The following is a 15,734-nucleotide window of genomic DNA, read 5'->3' as shown; positions in this document are numbered from 1 at the left end:
CGTCAACGTCAAAAGCTGGCTTTCCGTGGGTTGGCGGGGTGGGTCCGGTTGAGGGGGACGCTGCAAGTCCCCCTCCGGGGCCCGGCCCAGCCGCTGGCGGCTGTGCGTTCGGGCGCTTGCGAAGCAGTGCTTCGCAAGCAAAGCGCCCTCGCCCATGTAAGCTCGGTCGCCGCATCCATGCGGCTCACGCCCCCTCAACCGGACCCACCCCGCCATCCCACGGAAAGCCCGCTTTGGCTTTGGCTCTGGCCGTTGCCGTTGCATTGAGCAGGGTGCAGGGCTGCAAGCCCTGCAAAAAAACACCCTCACTTCACCCAGCTGTCGATCTCGCCGTGGGCGAACGGTCCCAGCTTCGCCTTCACCAGCCGCCCCTGTGCATCGAACAGCACGCTGTAGGGCAGCAGGCCCTGTGTATTGCCCAGCTGCACGCTGGCATCGCGCGGCCCCGGGGTCTCGATCACGATCGGGTAATCCACCGGTACCCGCTGCAGGAAACGGCGCACGTCCTCCGGCGTATCCAGCGCCAGTCCCAGCACCTGCACACCGTGCTCGCCCTGGACATGTGCGAAACGCGCCAGTTCGGGCATTTCTTCAACGCAGGGCGCGCACCAGCTGGCCCAGACATTGATCAACAGCGGGCGACCGCCAGCGTGCTGGCGCAGGTCCAGCGGCCGGCCTTCAAGATCCAGCAGCGACAGTGCGGGCAGGCTGTCGCCGACCTGCAGGGTGGGTGCGGCAGCCGCCACAGCAGGCGCTCCCGGCACGGCCTCAGGCGCCACCGGCGCCGGTGTCAATCGATGGCCGGCCCACAGGCCAAGGCCGGCGGCCAGCACCGCTGTCCACAGCAGCGCTGGCCGTTGCCACTTCATCGTGCGGTGCGCAGCAGCGCTTCCTCCACCACCGCCTGGGTCAGCAGGGTCGGCAGCACGGTCGGCGGCGCGCCGGGGCCGTACACCACGTACAGTGGCACGCCGACGGCCTTGTGCTCTTCCAGGAACGTGGTGATCTGCGGGTCGACATTGGTGTAGTCGCCGCGCATGTACACCGCGTTGGTGCGCTTGAGCAGTTCCTTGAATTCCGGCCGCGACAGCACGGCGCGCTCGTTGGCCTTGCAGCTTACGCACCAGTCGGCGGTCATGTTGACGAACACCACCCGGTTGTCGGCGCGCAGGCGGTCCAGCAACTGCGGTGAATACTCGACCACGTTGTCGCTGGCGGCCTGTGCGGCCCGCGCCGGCGGTGCGAGCTGGGTCACACCCCAGGCCGGCACCAGCGCGCCGATCGCCAGCAGTACGCCCAGCAGTGTCACCGCACGCGAGCCGGTCCAGCGGTTGCGCTCGAACAGCCACAGGCCGAACGCCAGCAGCAGCAGGCCACCCAGCACCAGCGCCATGCCATCCACGCCACGCTGCTTGCCCAGCACCCACAGGAGCCACAGCGCGGTGGCATACATCGGGAAGGCCAGCACGTGCTTGAGCGTTTCCATCCACGGGCCCGGCTTGGGCAGGCGGCGTGCGAGCGCCGGCACGAAGCCGATCAGCAGGAACGGCAGCGCCAGGCCCAGGCCGAGGAACAGGAACACGGTCATCGCCTTCAGCGGCGGGGCAATGAACGCGTAGGCGATCGCGCCACCCATGAACGGGCCGACGCAGGCACTGCCGACCACGCAGGCCAGTGCACCGGTGAAGAAGTCACCGGCCGGGCCGCTGCGGCTGGCCAGCGACTGGCCCAGATTGCCGATGCCGCCGCCCAGGGTGAACACGCCGGACAGGCTCAGGCCTACCGCGAACATGATGTAGGCCAGCGCCGCCACCACACCCGGGTGCTGCAGCTGGAAGCCGATGCCGACGGCATTGCCGATCGCGCGCAGGCCGACCATCAACGCGCCGATCACGGCGAACGCGACCAGCACGCCCAGCGTGTACCAGAGCGCGTGGCTGCGTGCGCGCTGCGCGCTTTCGCCGCTCTGCGCCAGGCTCAGCACCTTCAGCGAGAGGATCGGCAGCACGCAGGGCATCAGGTTCAGTACCAGGCCACCGGCCAGCGCCAGCAGCAGGACCCAGACGAACGAACGATCAGGATTCGGCGTCGTCACCGGCGGACGCGTGCGCAGCGCATTGTCGCCCTGTGCATCGGTGGCGAATTCACTGCTGGCGGTGGCGCCACCTGCGGCGGCCGGTGCCGCTACATCCGTGTTGGGCACGGTTGGCAGCAGGCGCAGCGGGGCGCCGTTGGCGGCTTCGCGCGGTGCACCGTTGGCAGCAGGCAGCGGGTTGATCACGTCATTGCGCGCTGGCGCCTGGTCGGCGCTGGCGCTGACCTTGCCGGCCGGAATCGACAGCTTCACCCGGCGGGTCATCGGCGGGTAGCAGATGCCATCGGTCTGGCAGCCCTGGAAGGTCACCACCAGGGTGCTGTCGACGGCATCAGTGACAGCGCGGCGCAGCGGCAGCGGCACTTCCACCTGGTTGAAGTAGACCGAGACATCGCCGAAGTGCTCGTCGCGATGCGATTGCGCGGCTGGCCAGCGCGGCTTGCCGGCCAGCACGCCGGCGCTGCCTTCCAGCTTCAGCGAGGTGCGGTCGCGATACAGGTAATAGCCGGGCGCTGGGCTGAAGCGCAGCAGCAGGGTGTTGCCGTCGCTGGCGATGGCATCGAAGCCGAACGCCTGTTCCGACGGCAGCGGCAGGGCCTGGCTGTTGTTGGCCGCGCCCGGCAGGCGCAGGCCACCGCTGTTGCCGGCACCGGCCAGCGGGTTATTGAACGGGCTGGCCGCACCGGCACGCGCGGCAGGCACCGCCGCCGCCGCACCGGCGCCCGGCAGGGTGACCTGCACCACGCGCTTCTGCGGCGGGTAGCAGACACCGGCATCGGCGCAGCCCTGATAACGCACTTCCAGGCTGATGGTGCCGGCAGCGTCGGTCGGCGTGCCGGGCAGGGTGGCCAGCAGGCGCTCGCGATAGGTCTCGACCTCGCCGAAGAAATCGTCGTGGTGCTTGTCGCCCTTGGGCATCTGCAGCGCGCCGGCATTGAAGGCCGGGTCGGCTTTGACGCTGGTACGGTGGCGATACAGGTAATAGCCTGGCGCGATCTTGAACTGCAGCTGCACCTGGCCACGTTCGGGGGCAGTGGCGGTCAATGCGAACGCCTGGTCCACCGGCAGCAGGTCTTTCTCATCCAGGGCGAAGGCGGGCAGCGAAAGGCACAACAGGGCGCACAAGGCAGCGCCACGCGCAAACAGAGTCTTCAATCAGTGTCCTCCCGGGTCTGTGCCCGGATCCAATCCAGATACGCCGGCAGGCCGGCCCGGGTTTCGACCGCGATGCACTCCGGGAGTTCATACGGATGCAGTTCGACGATCCGGGCGATTGCGTCATCGACGCGGCTCGAGGTGGTTTTCACCAGCAGCTGCAGCTCCGCGTCGGTGGTCACCTCGCCCTGCCAGCGGTAGGTCGACTGTGCGCCGTCGAGGCGGGTCACGCACGCCGCCAAGCGCTCGCCTACCAGCGCGTGCGCGATGCGCTCGGCACTGGCCCGGTCCGGGCAGGTGGTCAACAGCAGCAGGACGGGATCGACGGTCGACATGACCGTCGAGTATAGGGCCGCCGCCGGGTCAGGGCCCGGCGGCGGCAGTGGACCGCAGCGTTGCGCGGTCAGTTGGCCAGCTGGCAGGTGGCTGGCTTGGCCGAGGTGAACAGGGCCGGGGTCGCCCACTCGGGGTGGTCGATGAACGGGTTGCGATTGCCCTGGAAGCTGTAGACCACGTCATTGCGGGCACGCTCGGCATCATCCGGCGGATCGGACAGGTGCCAGTCGATCAGTGTCGACAGCAGGCCCATGTAGGCCGGCGAACTGCTGGTCTTGACGATCTTGCTGCGGTCGTCGGTCAGCTCCAGGTCCGGCTCGGACTGACCGGTGGCCGCATCCTTGCCACCTTCGTAGCGGATCGCCATGTACATCACCGCACGCGCCATGTCGCCCTTGCGCTTGCCCCACACCTCGAAGGTGCCGGTGTTGCCGTCCGGCGCGCGCACCCAGTTGGAATTGCCCGGGTAGCCACCGCTGCCGCCGCCCTGCCCATTGTTGGCTTCGGTGGCACGCTCGCCGCAGCTGGCATCGCACTTGCCGAACGGCTTGTTGCCACGGTCGGCGTTCCACTGCGCGTCGGTCAGGTACAGCATGTGGGTGTCGGTGTACGGCGCGTAGGGCAGGCCCTTGTCACCGGTGGTGGTGGCAAAGCCCAGCGAGTTCGGCCAGGTGTGCTCGCGGTTGTAGGTCAGGCCGCTGCCGGTGCCCGCACGATCACTGACCTTGGCGTAGCTGCGGTTGCGGTAGGCATCGAGGATGCGGTTCGGGTTGTTCGGATCCTCGTCGGCGATTTCCAGGATGGTCCAGGTGCTGGTGCCCGAGCCGCTGTACGGGTAGGCGGTGTGGCCCTTGATGGTGGCGTGCAGCGAGCAGCGCAGCTGGCTGGGGCTGCTGGTGTTGACCCTGGAGTAGTAGCCGGCCGGCACGCCCGGGTTGCCCGGGTCCGGATTGCCGCCGGTGCTGGCCACGGTGAAGGCGATGCGGCTGTCGGCGGCCGGGTGCGCGCCCAGCAGGTCGGTGATGCGCGCGGCGCGGATGTCGAAGCGGCAGGCTTCACCGGCCACCAGCGCGGTGTTGGTGGACAGCTTCACGCTGCGGCCGCTCGCCGGGAAGGTCAGCGGCACGCTGCCGGAGGTGCCGCAGCTCAGCGCGAACGCGCCGCTGGCCAGGTTCACGGTTTCGCTGAACACCACTTCCAGATCGGCCGCAGCCGGGAAGGTGCTGCTGCCCTGCGCCGGGGTGGTGGTGGACACCGACGGCGGCGTGTTCGGGCCTGGCGTGCCACCGCCGCTGAAAGTCTGGCCGTTGTTGCAGCTGCCGAAGGTCTGGCCGGCCGATTCGGCCCAGGTGAAGTGGGTGTACTGGCTGCCGCTGCCGGTCAGCTGCAACGAGGTGCCCGGCGCGGTGCTGTTGGTCTCGGCTACCGGGATGTTCTGGCTGGTCATGCCGGCGGCAGGGCCACCGGAGGCGGTGATGGCGCCCTCATAGCTGAGGAACTGGACCACTTTGCCACTGGCATCGACCAGGGCGATGCCGTCGGTCGGGCCGTTCTGGATCCCGTTGGTCGGGTAACTGACCACGGCGATGGTGGCGCTGCCGCAGCCGGCGGCGGTGCCGGCCGGGACCGGGGTGTTGGCATAGACGGTGGCGGCGGACGGATTGCTGCCGTTGTAGAGGTACAGGCGGTAGCCGGACAGGTCCTCACCGGCAGTGGCTACGACCTCGATCGCTTCGCCGACGTCACCGGCGGCGGTGCTGTCGTCGTAGTGCAGTTCGTTGATGAAGACCTCGGCCTGGGCCGGCGCAGCGGCCAGCGCCAGCAGGCAGGCAGCGGCAAGCGGGGACAGCAATCGCATCGACTCCTCCTTGTGATTGGGAATGCCGGACCGAGCCTAAGGCCGATCCAGTGACACTTTGTCGTAAATGAACGTCAGATGTCTGACAGTGCGACGCTTGTCACCGAAATTGATCTGGACCGACGCCCTGGCCGAGGCGCGCGGGTGGAAAAATTTTTTTCATTCCGCCCTTGAAAGGGGGCGGCGGGGCTCCATCTCTGCCCTGCTCCCGACGTTGTCGGGTTTCTTCACGTGCGGTTCTGGCACTCGTCTGGGGCGAGTGCTAACATCGCCGGACTTTTTTAGACCAATCAATCACTTAAGAGGTCTCCTATGAGCATCAAGCCGCTGCACGACCGCGTTGTGGTCAAGCCGATCGAAGCCGACGAAATCTCCGCCGGTGGCATCGTCATCCCCGACTCGGCCAAGGAAAAGTCCACCAAGGGTGAGGTCGTGGCCGTCGGCCCGGGCAAGCCGCTGGACAACGGCAACGTGCGCGCGCCGTCGCTGAAGGTCGGCGACAAGGTCATCTACGGCCAGTACGCCGGCAGCTCGTACAAGAGCGAAGGCGTCGAGTACAAGGTCCTGCGCGAAGACGACGTGCTCGCCGTCATCGGCTGAGCCCCGGCGAGACCTGTTCCATCCCCTGATTCCAACACCCAGCCGCCGGGCATGGCCCGGCGCTACCAGATGAGGTAACTGCACATGGCTGCCAAGGATATCCGTTTCGGTGAAGATGCCCGTTCGCGCATGGTGCGCGGCGTGAACGTTCTCGCCAATGCCGTCAAGGCCACCCTGGGCCCGAAGGGCCGCAACGTCGTGCTGGAAAAGAGCTTCGGCGCCCCGACCATCACCAAGGACGGCGTCTCCGTCGCCAAGGAAATCGAACTGGCTGACAAGTTCGAGAACATGGGCGCGCAGATGGTGAAGGAAGTTGCTTCGCGCACCAACGACGATGCCGGCGACGGCACCACCACCGCCACCGTGCTGGCCCAGGCCCTGATCCGCGAAGGCGCCAAGGCCGTGGCCGCCGGCATGAACCCGATGGACCTCAAGCGCGGTATCGACAAGGCCGTGTCGGCCGCCGTCGCCGAGCTGAAGAACATCTCCAAGCCGACCGCCGACGACAAGGCGATTGCCCAGGTCGGTACCATCTCGGCCAACTCGGACGAGTCGATCGGCCAGATCATCGCTGACGCGATGAAGGAAGTCGGCAAGGAAGGCGTCATCACCGTTGAAGAAGGCTCGGGCCTGGACAACGAGCTGGACGTGGTCAAGGGCATGCAGTTCGACCGCGGCTACCTGTCGCCGTACTTCATCAACAACCAGCAGTCGCAGACCGCTGACCTGGATGACCCGTTCATCCTGCTGCACGACAAGAAGATCTCCAACGTCCGCGACCTGCTGCCGGTGCTGGAAGGCGTCGCCAAGGCCGGCAAGCCGCTGCTGATCGTGGCCGAGGAAGTCGAAGGCGAAGCGCTGGCGACCCTGGTGGTCAACACCATCCGTGGCATCGTCAAGGTCGTGGCCGTCAAGGCCCCGGGCTTCGGCGACCGTCGCAAGGCGATGCTGGAAGACATGGCCGTGCTGACCGGCGGCACCGTGATCTCCGAAGAAGTCGGCCTGTCGCTGGAAAAGGCCACCATCAAGGACCTGGGCCGCGCCAAGAAGGTGCAGGTCTCCAAGGAGAACACCACCATCATCGACGGCGTCGGCGACAAGGCCAACGTTGATGCACGCGTGGCGCAGATCAAGACCCAGATCCAGGACACCTCCTCCGATTACGACCGCGAGAAGCTGCAGGAACGCGTGGCCAAGCTGGCCGGCGGTGTTGCCGTGATCAAGGTCGGCGCCTCGACCGAAATCGAGATGAAGGAAAAGAAGGACCGCGTCGACGACGCCCTGCACGCCACCCGTGCAGCCGTTGAAGAAGGCGTGGTCCCGGGCGGCGGTGTTGCCCTGGTCCGCGCGATCACCGCGCTGGCCGGTCTGAAGGGCGCCAACGAAGACCAGAACCACGGCATCCAGATTGCCCTGCGTGCGATGGAAGCCCCGCTGCGCGAGATCGTTGCCAACGCCGGTGACGAGCCGTCGGTCATCATCAACAAGGTCAAGGAAGGCACCGGCAGCTTCGGCTACAACGCGGCCACCGGCGAGTTCGGCGACATGCTGCAGTTCGGCATCCTGGACCCGACCAAGGTGACCCGTTCGGCGCTGCAGAACGCCGCCTCGATCGCTGGCCTGATGATCACCACCGAAGCCATGGTGGCCGAAGCTCCGAAGAAGGACGAGCCGGCCATGGGCGGCGCCGGTGGCATGGGCGGCATGGGTGGCATGGGCGGCATGGACTTCTAAGTCCTCGCCCCTGGCATTGGGATGCCGGCCCTGGGTCGGCATACCTTCCCGTTGTAGAGAAGAACCCTGCCGCAAGGCGGGGTTTTTCTTTTTGGGCGATGCGCGGGCTTGGCCGGACCCGGCCCCGCATGCTCCGCACAGCGTGGTTCCATGGGCGAAAATCGATTATGATTAGGTGCCTAATCACATGGTGGCCGGCATGCTGGAAGCAAAACACACCGCTCTGCTCAAGGAAGCTGCGCGCCGCGGCGAGGTAAACCTGGCCCAGCTGCGCCTGTGCTTCCAACTGCTGTCACTGTCTGCCGCCATCGACCACGACTGCGCCGCACGGCTGGCACCGCATGGCCTCAGCGAAGGCCGCTTCATCGTGTTGTTCCTGCTGCACGGGGCCGGTGGCTCGCTGCCGCCGCATGAGCTGGCCGAGCGTGCCGGCGTGACCCGCGCCACCATCAGTGGCCTGCTCGACGGCCTGCAGCGCGAAGGCCTGCTGCAGCGCCACAGCGATGCCGAAGATGGCCGCCGCCTGCGGATCGTGTTGACCGCACAGGGGACACGCCTCGCCGAGGCGCTGTTCGAGCAGCACACGCAGTGGATCGGGGGCCTGTTCAACGGGCTGGAGGCCGACGAACAGCAGCAGCTTTCACGGTTGCTGCACAAGGTCTGGCAGCACACCGATGCCGGGCAGGAATCCGCTGCATGAGCGCGCCTATTGCGGCCGAACGCCTGCGTGCGCTCAGCACCGGCCGCGTCGCCGCCACCCACCTGGCCGAGTGTCTGGCGGTGGATTTCGCCGCGCTGCTGCAGGTGGTAGCGCCTGCGCTTGCACCGGAAGCGCTGCAACGCATGCAGGATGCTTCAGGCAAGGGCATCACACTGCGCATGGCCTTGGCTGCGCAACTGCTGCGTGAGGCGGGGCAGGGCGATCCCGTGCAATGGCAGGACCATGCGTCCGACACCGTGCGCGGCTGGGCCTGCTACCTGATCGGCAGTGACGCCGGCACGCCCCTGGCAGGGAAGCTGCAGGCGATACGAACGCTGGCCGATGACCCGCACTTCGGCGTGCGCGAATGGGCCTGGCTGGCACTGCGCGCGGACATCGTTGCTGCACCGCTGCAGGCGCTTGGGTACCTGCAACCGTGGACGCAGGAAGTATCGCCGTACCTGCGCCGTTTCGCCTGCGAGGCGCTGCGTCCCCGGGGCGTCCGGGCTACGCATATCGCGCTGTTCAAGCAGCAGCCCCAACACGCAGTGCCGTTGCTGGACGCGTTGGCCGACGACCCCGAGCGCTATGTGCAGGACTCCGTCGGCAATTGGCTCAACGATGCCGGCAAGACGCAGCCGCAATGGCTGCGTGGGCTGTGCGCACGTTGGCAACGCGAGCACCACAGCGATGCCAACGCCTACATCCGCAAACGCGCCATGCGATCACTGCGGTAATGGCGGCCGCTGGCCGGCAATCCCATGAACCTCAAGGAAGAACCGCAATGCCCCACACCTTCATCGAGCTCTACACCGCCACCCCCGCCTGGACGGCGCTCTCGCCCGGACAACGCACCGCCTTCTTCGCCCGCATCGGTGAGGGCATGCAGCGTTTCGACCCGGAATGCATCAGGCCGGTGGCCATGGGCCGCATCGCTACGGACGTGCCGCGTGGCAGCGGCGAGCAGTTCTATGCGGTCTGGCACTGCGCCAGCCGCGAAGCGGCCGACACGCTGGTGGCCGGGATCGCCGCCACCGGCTGGCATGATTACTTCACCACCACCCATGCCATCGGTGAGGTGGACAGCATGGGCCAGCATCTGGCCGACCTGGCCGCGCTCTAGTGGTACGGCGGCGGCCTGCGATCCCCGCCATGGGCGGCACATGCGCCTGTCACCGATACACGGTAAACAGTGCGTTGCCCATGTCCATCCGCAGGGACGTTGATCATGCAGAGCAAGCTCGAGGTCACGCTGTTCGGTCCGCTTGGCGAGTGCCCGGCATTGCAGTTGCCGGGGCAGGAGAACCCGTCGGTGGCCATCCCGGAATCGGCCCTGCGTCGATTGGTCTCCGACCTCTACACCGCACGCTCCCTGCTCAACCCCGAGCAGCTGGACGAGGCCCGGCAGGAGCTGGACCGCGTGCTGGAGCGCTGGGCCGACATCCACGAAGGCCTGCTGCTGGACGTGGAAGTGCATGGCAGATGAGCGACGTTGCACAGCGGCCACCGCGTGCGCTGCGCAGTCAGGCGCATCACTGAACCGCGCCCCCAGTTGCGGATGAAACATTTTGCACTGCGCAAAAGCTGTGCTATCAATAGATCCCATGAACGCAGCCGCTACCCGCTTTTACTGGTATTACTTTCCGAAGCCACTGGCGGAGGAAGGACTGCGCTCACCCTGAAGAAAGCTTCAGACGCATTCCCGAAAGCCGCCAGCGAACCTGGCGGCTTTTTTCATGCCGCCGCGCTGGGGACCCCCAACGTTCCGGAGATCTCCTGCAATGCCCCCGCACACCGACGACCTGCGTATCCGCACCATCGAACCGCTGACACCGCCTGCCCAGCTGCTGGCGATGCTGCCGTGTGACGATGAAGCCTCCGGCACCGTCAGCGCCTCGCGCGCGGCGCTGCACCAGATCCTGCACGGCCGTGACGACCGCCTGGCGGTGGTGGTGGGCCCGTGCTCGATCCACGACCCGAACGCCGCCATCGAGTACGCCCAGCGCCTGAAGCCACTGCGCGACGCGCTGGCAGGCGAGCTGGAAATCGTCATGCGCGTGTACTTCGAGAAGCCACGCACCACGGTGGGCTGGAAGGGCCTGATCAATGACCCGGACCTGGATGGCAGCTTCAGGATCGACAAGGGCCTGCGCATCGCCCGTGGCCTGCTGCGCGACATCAACAAGCTTGGCCTGCCGGCGGGTGTTGAATTCCTCGACGTGATCTCACCGCAGTACATCGCCGATCTGGTGGCGTGGGGCGCGATCGGTGCGCGTACCACCGAAAGCCAGGTGCACCGTGAGCTGGCCTCGGGACTGTCGTGCCCGGTCGGCTTCAAGAACGGCACCGATGGCAACGTGAAGATCGCCGCCGACGCGGTGGGTGCGGCTTCCAATCCGCATCACTTCCTGTCGGTCACCAAGCAGGGCGGCACTGCCATCGTGTCGACCACCGGCAACCCCGATTGCCATGTGATCCTGCGTGGGGGCAAGCAGCCGAACTACGACGCAGCCAGTGTTGCCGACGCCTGCCAGGCGCTGGCCAAGGCCAAGCTGCCGGCGCGCCTGATGATCGATGCCAGCCATGCCAACAGCCTGAAGAACCCGGAGAACCAGCCGAAGGTGATCGAGGACATTGCTGTTCAGCTGGAAGACGGCGAAGAGCGCATCGTGGGCGTGATGATCGAGAGCCATCTGGTCGGGGGCCGCCAGGAACTGGTGGAAGGCCAGCCGCTGGTCTACGGCCAGAGCATCACCGATGGCTGCATCGACTGGGACACCACCGTGACGGTGCTGGAGCGACTGGCCGCGGCCGTGCGCGCCCGTCGCGACGTAAAGGTGTCCGAAGCCGCTTGAGTGCGGCACGTGTGTGGATGGCGGCCAGCGCCTGCGGGGGTGCGGCCGCGATCAGGGCCGGTCGGAGTTGGAGACCGGCCCATCTGCACCGGCGATGCGCCTGGCGCTGCGCATGAGCGACAGCGCTAGGTACATCGCCGGGGTGGTGTGAGACGTAGACCCACGCCATGCGTGGATATCAGCGAGCCACACGGCAGGATTTCGGAAGAGTTGTATGGAGTCCTCCTGCGATTTCGGCCGAAGATGGGGTTCCTCGCCTGACTGGACCCCGCCAATGCGTGTTTTCCCGGATGACAACTTTCTGGATTCAGCTTGTCGGTCGATTTCCGGTGAAGCTGCCAAGGCGCTCGTGAGCTTGAAAGGCGGGCGAATCGCTGAAGATGCCGTATCTGTCATCGAAGACTGGTTTGAGCCGTCCCTCGAGAAGGCGCGCCTGCTGGCGGATCTTGATGAAAGAATCAGGATCCACAGCAGCGAAGGGGACGAGGGGCTGCTGCGGCCTGCGCTGAAGGCCCGGGCGGTGATCGCGGCATCTCCCGAGCCCGCGCCCGATGACTACGAGCCTTCATTCAAAGTAGTGCCTGCGACAACGCTAGGTGGCGACTGGAAATCCGACTGCGAGACCGACTGCGTGATTGTCGATGGTGATCTGATCGCAGACGGCACGCTGATACTGAACGATCTGAGCGAGACGCTCTGCGTGATCGTACTGGGGAGCCTCAGGGCCCGGAATCTCGACTGTGGTGGTTGGGTGTTCGTGCGTGATGAGCTGGAATGCGATCATCTGTACGCGTGCTCACTCAATGATGGGATTCTGTCCGTAGGTGGCAACATCACTGTTCAGACCTTCCTCGAGACCGGCACCTACACACAAGTGGCGGGGCACCTGACCGCTAGCTACCTCGGCAGCACCCACAACTCCATTGACGTGGAGGGCAAAGTGAACTGCCCGGGCTTCGATAGGCGATCTGATAGCGACTACTTGTGCCAATGGATTGATCCTGCGCTGCTGGAAGTCGACGATTCCGGCGCCGATTGGGGATGCGGACCCCAACGGTATCCGTCGGCTGACTATCCAGAGCGGATACGCGCGGGGGGCAGCCCCATGAAGTTCATGCTCTAGATCCACGCCATGCGTGGATACCGCTCTTCTGTAGCGCCGGGCCATGCCCGGCGAACACGCCATCGTTCAATGCACTTCGTCGTGGTACACGAACTTCGGCATTTCCCAGCGGTAGTGGATCGCCAGCAGGCGCAGCGCGAAGCCGCCGCCGAGGCAGCATAGGATTGCGGTGGCATCGGCCACGCCCCAGTGCAGCAGCAACAGGTAGGCCGCGCCGGTCAGCAGCGCGATGATCGCGTACAGCTCCTTCTGGAAGATGAGTGGTACCTCGTTGCAGAGGATGTCGCGCAGCACGCCGCCGAACGCGCCGGTCAGCATGCCGGCAATCAGCACGATGGGCATCGCATGGCCGGCTTCGCGCGCGATCGAGCAGCCGATCAGGGTGAAGGCGATCAGGCCCAGGCCGTCGAGTACCAGGAAGGTGCGGCGGAAGTGGTGCATCCAACGTGCGACCCAGGTGGCGATCAGCGCCGCGCATACGGTGAAGCCCAGGTACTCGGGATGCTTCACCCAGCCCAGCGGATAGTGGCCGAGCAGGATGTCGCGCAGTGATCCGCCGCCGAGGGCGGTCACGCAGGCGATCATGACCACACCGAACAGGTCCATGCGGCGGCGGCCTGCGGACAGTGCGCCAGTCATGGCCTCGGCGGAAATGGCAATCAGGTAGATGATGGACAGCAGCATGGGACAGGCTCCGGGCGCGGTGGGGCCGGCCATGCGCGACTACCGCCAGTGCCTGCGCAATGACGGGATGACGATGACCGGTGCCGCTCCCGCTGTCCTTTTGCCTGAGAGTTCAGCGGCGTAGGCCGCGTGCCCCTTCGGCGGATCGTCCCGGGCGTGCCCGGTGACCTCTCTCCAGCTCGGCGAGTCGAATGCATGGTTGGTGGGATTCTAGCCCACCGGCCTGAGCGATCATGGGAGCCTGCGCCTTCGGCGGGCGCCAGCGCGGCGCCACTCTCCTGCATTCGGGCGCCAGTATATCCGCTGCAGTGCAGCACGGCATAATCCGGGCATGGCCCCGTCCCTCCGCCCGTGGTTCCTGTACCTGCTCGAATGCCGCGACGGCAGCTATTACGCCGGCATCAGCACCGACGTGGACGCGCGTTTCGCCGCCCACCAGGCCGGCAAGGGCGCGCGCTACACCCGGGCCCGGCCACCGCTGCGCGTGCTGGCCGTGCGCGAATACCCGGACCGGGCCGCCGCCTCGCGGGCCGAGTGGCAACTCAAGCAGCAGCCGCGCGAACGCAAGCTGGCCTGGCTGCAGGCGCCGGATCCCGCGCTTCTGTAGGGCCGAGCCCACGCTCGGCTGTTGTTGCTGCTGCCTGATGGTGAAGCCGAGCATGGGCCCGGCTCTACAGTAGATCCACGCCATGCGTGGATGCGGCTTGCACATGCCATGATCGCCCAGCCCTCAGCGCTGGAGACCCGGATGTCCACGATCGCCCTGCTGTTCGCTCTTTCCGCAGCAACGAGCCCCGCCGCCGACCCGGCCACCCTCGCGGCCATCGAAGCCACCTGCCATGACTACGTCGATGGCCAGCTGGAGGCGGACCCACAGCGCGTCGCCCGTTCCCTGCACCCGGACCTGGCCAAGCGCGCTGTGCTCGGCGATACACCCGACGAACGCCTGGGCCTGCGCCGGATGTCGAAGGAAGAACTGGTCTCGCTGACGAAGCAGGGCGCGTTGAGGACCCCGAAGGATCAATGGGATCGTCGCTGCACGGTGCTGGACGTGTGACCGGCAACGCGGCCTCGGTGCGACTGGAAACCCCGTGGTTTGTCGACTACTTCCACATGGGCCGTTTCGACCAGCGCTGGGTCATCGTCAACGCGCTGTGGTACCCGAAACCGAAGGCACAGTGAGCGATGCGTGCCGCCGTCAAAGCATGGATCTCCGTTGTCGTGCTGGTCGCCGGTATCGCGCTGCTGCCTGGCCTGCTGTATCTGCTCGGGCTGGCATTGGTAGACGGTCGGCCGACGCCGGCGGACCGCGCACCCAGTGGTATGGCTGCGTGCAGCAGTGAACCACGCGCGGGATACCAGCCGATGAATCCCTGGCGTTTCGCCGCGCAGTTCTTCGACAAGGACGGGATGAAGAAGAAGGTGCCGGAAGTGGAGCGGGAGGCCTTCTGGATTGCCCGGCGCCACCTGTGGCGGCAACCGCAGCGCGGCATGCTGCGCTGGCAGCTCAGCAGTACCGCATTGACGATCTGGATCACCCGGCATTGGAGTGCCGCGCAGATTGCCGACACCGCGAGGAAGGAGGACTTCTGCCGGACCTGGTCGAAACGGCGGGTGCCCGGTGGCCCGATGAAACGGTAGATCCACGCGGTGTGCGAATGGTCCTACTCTCCGCTCCGCTGTGTCGTATACGGCACTAAAGTGAATTCGTAGCACGAAACCTCTCGTTTGCCGCTGAGCAACTTGTCTGGAAGTCGCGACTGCGAAAAATCACCTTATCCCAGACGCCCGGCTTGATTTCATCCCGGTCTGTGGCCAGGCACAGTGGGTGGAATAGTTGCCACGAAAGTTGAATTGCGGAAGGCTGATGCCATCAGACAGACAGCACACTCATGAGAAAGCAGATCAGATGCATTGTTTCGAGCGAATCTCCGGGTGTCAGCAGAACGCTCGATATCTTTGAAATTAACCGTATGTTGGACTGCTACCTGCAGACGAAGATCGATCAGGTGAACGTTGCGGATCTGGGAGGTTGGCGATTGCAGATGTTCGTCGTCATCCGGAACACCGATTCCATTGGAGTTTTCAAACGCACGAGGCGATACCCCTCCGGCATGGAGTTCTTGGTCAGTATTTCGGTTCCGGTTCCCAGCATCAAGGTCGTGGAGTACGGCCTGCCCGACCATGCCATGTATGGATTAGGCTTCTTCCATCCCGTGAATGAAGCGAAGTCCCACGTCATCAATCCGCAGTTTGCAGACTACGCAGGGCTGCAGGAGTACTTCGTGGGTAGCGCTGAGCGTGCTATCGACATGGCATTTGATTTGGGCTTCAAGTGCAACGGGAAAGTGATTCGATACGTTGCTTGACGAGAGCGGCGGGAAGCACAGCAACCATTCCTGACTACGGCTTCTCAAAAATGCAGGAGGCTGACGCATGGATGAAGATGGGGGATGTGCGGGTACTCATCCACGCATGGCGTGGATCTACTGCAAGGGGTCAGAGTCCTTGATTGAGGTCGTCGTGAACGGCATCTCGGAACTGTTCGGGGCATCAGAGCGCGGCCGGCGCTCGATCACTTATGTCGCTTTTGG

Annotated in this window: 16 protein-coding genes, 1 pseudogene and 2 riboswitches; of the genes and pseudogenes, 12 read left to right on the top strand and 5 right to left on the bottom strand. The window is 65.7% G+C overall.

Annotated features, from left to right (window positions below; translation table 11 throughout):
* Positions 1 to 305: 305 nt before the first annotated feature.
* From AC10QF_RS02885 to AC10QF_RS02870, 4 genes are all read right to left on the bottom strand, one after another.
* Positions 306 to 869, bottom strand: a complete 564-nt coding sequence (locus AC10QF_RS02885) for a TlpA family protein disulfide reductase (RefSeq protein WP_155030201.1) — start codon at positions 867 to 869, stop codon at positions 306 to 308.
* On the bottom strand, positions 866 to 3,250 hold the full coding sequence (locus AC10QF_RS02880; protein ID WP_332329157.1) for a protein-disulfide reductase DsbD family protein: 2,385 nt from the start codon (positions 3,248 to 3,250) through the stop codon (positions 866 to 868). The genes AC10QF_RS02885 and AC10QF_RS02880 overlap by 4 nt, the downstream gene beginning before the upstream one ends.
* Positions 3,247 to 3,585: a divalent-cation tolerance protein CutA gene (gene cutA, locus AC10QF_RS02875; protein ID WP_019660807.1), complete on the bottom strand. Its 339-nt coding sequence runs from the start codon at positions 3,583 to 3,585 to the stop codon at positions 3,247 to 3,249. The genes AC10QF_RS02880 and cutA overlap by 4 nt, the downstream gene beginning before the upstream one ends.
* Before the next feature lie 68 nt (positions 3,586 to 3,653).
* Positions 3,654 to 5,444 carry an endonuclease gene (locus AC10QF_RS02870; RefSeq protein ID WP_494541712.1) on the bottom strand — a complete coding sequence of 597 codons (1,791 nt, stop codon included), beginning with the start codon at positions 5,442 to 5,444 and terminating at the stop codon, positions 3,654 to 3,656.
* Positions 5,445 to 5,756: 312 nt separating this feature from the next.
* On the opposite strand from AC10QF_RS02870, the gene AC10QF_RS02865 reads away from it, so the two are divergent.
* The 8 genes from AC10QF_RS02865 (at position 5,757) to AC10QF_RS02830 (ending at position 12,456) form a co-directional block, all read left to right on the top strand.
* Positions 5,757 to 6,044 (top strand): co-chaperone GroES, encoded by a 288-nt coding sequence (locus AC10QF_RS02865; protein ID WP_005411227.1) that lies wholly within the window; start codon positions 5,757 to 5,759, stop codon positions 6,042 to 6,044.
* Positions 6,045 to 6,128: 84 nt separating this feature from the next.
* On the top strand, positions 6,129 to 7,778 hold the full coding sequence (groL, locus tag AC10QF_RS02860) for a chaperonin GroEL (RefSeq protein WP_005411226.1): 1,650 nt from the start codon (positions 6,129 to 6,131) through the stop codon (positions 7,776 to 7,778).
* Positions 7,779 to 7,977: 199 nt separating this feature from the next.
* The gene (locus AC10QF_RS02855) at positions 7,978 to 8,478 is read left to right on the top strand and encodes a MarR family winged helix-turn-helix transcriptional regulator (protein ID WP_227844028.1); all 501 of its coding nucleotides are present in this window, start codon (positions 7,978 to 7,980) and stop codon (positions 8,476 to 8,478) included.
* The gene (locus tag AC10QF_RS02850) at positions 8,475 to 9,215 is read left to right on the top strand and encodes a DNA alkylation repair protein (protein ID WP_494541711.1); all 741 of its coding nucleotides are present in this window, start codon (positions 8,475 to 8,477) and stop codon (positions 9,213 to 9,215) included. Before AC10QF_RS02855 ends, AC10QF_RS02850 begins: the two co-directional genes overlap by 4 nt.
* A gap of 47 nt (positions 9,216 to 9,262) precedes the next feature.
* Positions 9,263 to 9,601, top strand: coding sequence for a DUF6616 family protein (locus AC10QF_RS02845; RefSeq protein ID WP_171952579.1), 339 nt, complete (start codon positions 9,263 to 9,265; stop codon positions 9,599 to 9,601).
* Positions 9,602 to 9,706: 105 nt separating this feature from the next.
* Positions 9,707 to 9,964, top strand: coding sequence for a hypothetical protein (locus tag AC10QF_RS02840; RefSeq protein WP_111097643.1), 258 nt, complete (start codon positions 9,707 to 9,709; stop codon positions 9,962 to 9,964).
* A gap of 295 nt (positions 9,965 to 10,259) precedes the next feature.
* Positions 10,260 to 11,333: a 3-deoxy-7-phosphoheptulonate synthase gene (locus AC10QF_RS02835; protein WP_332329159.1), complete on the top strand. Its 1,074-nt coding sequence runs from the start codon at positions 10,260 to 10,262 to the stop codon at positions 11,331 to 11,333.
* 274 nt (positions 11,334 to 11,607) lie between these two features.
* Positions 11,608 to 12,456: a hypothetical protein gene (locus tag AC10QF_RS02830; protein ID WP_346474634.1), complete on the top strand. Its 849-nt coding sequence runs from the start codon at positions 11,608 to 11,610 to the stop codon at positions 12,454 to 12,456.
* A 66-nt stretch (positions 12,457 to 12,522) separates the two neighbouring features.
* On the opposite strand, the gene AC10QF_RS02825 is transcribed toward AC10QF_RS02830, so the two are convergent.
* Positions 12,523 to 13,140: a trimeric intracellular cation channel family protein gene (locus AC10QF_RS02825; protein ID WP_005411215.1), complete on the bottom strand. Its 618-nt coding sequence runs from the start codon at positions 13,138 to 13,140 to the stop codon at positions 12,523 to 12,525.
* An 84-nt stretch (positions 13,141 to 13,224) separates the two neighbouring features.
* Positions 13,225 to 13,328, bottom strand: a riboswitch (glycine riboswitch).
* 13 nt (positions 13,329 to 13,341) lie between these two features.
* Positions 13,342 to 13,431, bottom strand: a riboswitch (glycine riboswitch).
* A gap of 40 nt (positions 13,432 to 13,471) precedes the next feature.
* On the opposite strand from AC10QF_RS02825, the gene AC10QF_RS02820 reads away from it, so the two are divergent.
* From AC10QF_RS02820 to imm9, 4 genes and pseudogenes are all read left to right on the top strand, one after another.
* Positions 13,472 to 13,747, top strand: coding sequence for a GIY-YIG nuclease family protein (locus AC10QF_RS02820; protein ID WP_012481382.1), 276 nt, complete (start codon positions 13,472 to 13,474; stop codon positions 13,745 to 13,747).
* Positions 13,748 to 13,888: 141 nt separating this feature from the next.
* Positions 13,889 to 14,322, top strand: a pseudogene (locus tag AC10QF_RS02815) (nuclear transport factor 2 family protein).
* Positions 14,323 to 14,325: 3 nt separating this feature from the next.
* Complete coding sequence (locus tag AC10QF_RS02810; RefSeq protein WP_346469731.1) at positions 14,326 to 14,781, top strand: hypothetical protein; 456 nt, start codon at positions 14,326 to 14,328, stop codon at positions 14,779 to 14,781.
* A 251-nt stretch (positions 14,782 to 15,032) separates the two neighbouring features.
* The gene (gene imm9 / locus AC10QF_RS02805) at positions 15,033 to 15,509 is read left to right on the top strand and encodes an Imm9 family immunity protein (protein WP_171952582.1); all 477 of its coding nucleotides are present in this window, start codon (positions 15,033 to 15,035) and stop codon (positions 15,507 to 15,509) included.
* The last annotated feature ends 225 nt before the right edge of the window (positions 15,510 to 15,734 follow it).

The organism is Stenotrophomonas maltophilia complex sp. Om-AH-Sm3 (assembly GCF_059337855.1).
This window is presented reverse-complemented; position numbering and strand designations above follow the sequence as displayed.

Coding starts and splice junctions, on each gene's coding strand:
- AC10QF_RS02885 (WP_155030201.1), bottom strand. CDS start 869: ATGAAGTGGCAACGGCCAGCGCTGCTGTGGACAGCGGTGCTGGCCGCC.
- cutA (WP_019660807.1), bottom strand. CDS start 3,585: ATGTCGACCGTCGATCCCGTCCTGCTGCTGTTGACCACCTGCCCGGAC.
- AC10QF_RS02870 (WP_494541712.1), bottom strand. CDS start 5,444: ATGCGATTGCTGTCCCCGCTTGCCGCTGCCTGCCTGCTGGCGCTGGCC.
- AC10QF_RS02865 (WP_005411227.1), top strand. CDS start 5,757: ATGAGCATCAAGCCGCTGCACGACCGCGTTGTGGTCAAGCCGATCGAA.
- groL (WP_005411226.1), top strand. CDS start 6,129: ATGGCTGCCAAGGATATCCGTTTCGGTGAAGATGCCCGTTCGCGCATG.
- AC10QF_RS02855 (WP_227844028.1), top strand. CDS start 7,978: ATGCTGGAAGCAAAACACACCGCTCTGCTCAAGGAAGCTGCGCGCCGC.
- AC10QF_RS02850 (WP_494541711.1), top strand. CDS start 8,475: ATGAGCGCGCCTATTGCGGCCGAACGCCTGCGTGCGCTCAGCACCGGC.
- AC10QF_RS02845 (WP_171952579.1), top strand. CDS start 9,263: ATGCCCCACACCTTCATCGAGCTCTACACCGCCACCCCCGCCTGGACG.
- AC10QF_RS02840 (WP_111097643.1), top strand. CDS start 9,707: ATGCAGAGCAAGCTCGAGGTCACGCTGTTCGGTCCGCTTGGCGAGTGC.
- AC10QF_RS02835 (WP_332329159.1), top strand. CDS start 10,260: ATGCCCCCGCACACCGACGACCTGCGTATCCGCACCATCGAACCGCTG.
- AC10QF_RS02830 (WP_346474634.1), top strand. CDS start 11,608: ATGCGTGTTTTCCCGGATGACAACTTTCTGGATTCAGCTTGTCGGTCG.
- AC10QF_RS02825 (WP_005411215.1), bottom strand. CDS start 13,140: ATGCTGCTGTCCATCATCTACCTGATTGCCATTTCCGCCGAGGCCATG.
- AC10QF_RS02820 (WP_012481382.1), top strand. CDS start 13,472: ATGGCCCCGTCCCTCCGCCCGTGGTTCCTGTACCTGCTCGAATGCCGC.
- AC10QF_RS02810 (WP_346469731.1), top strand. CDS start 14,326: ATGCGTGCCGCCGTCAAAGCATGGATCTCCGTTGTCGTGCTGGTCGCC.
- imm9 (WP_171952582.1), top strand. CDS start 15,033: ATGAGAAAGCAGATCAGATGCATTGTTTCGAGCGAATCTCCGGGTGTC.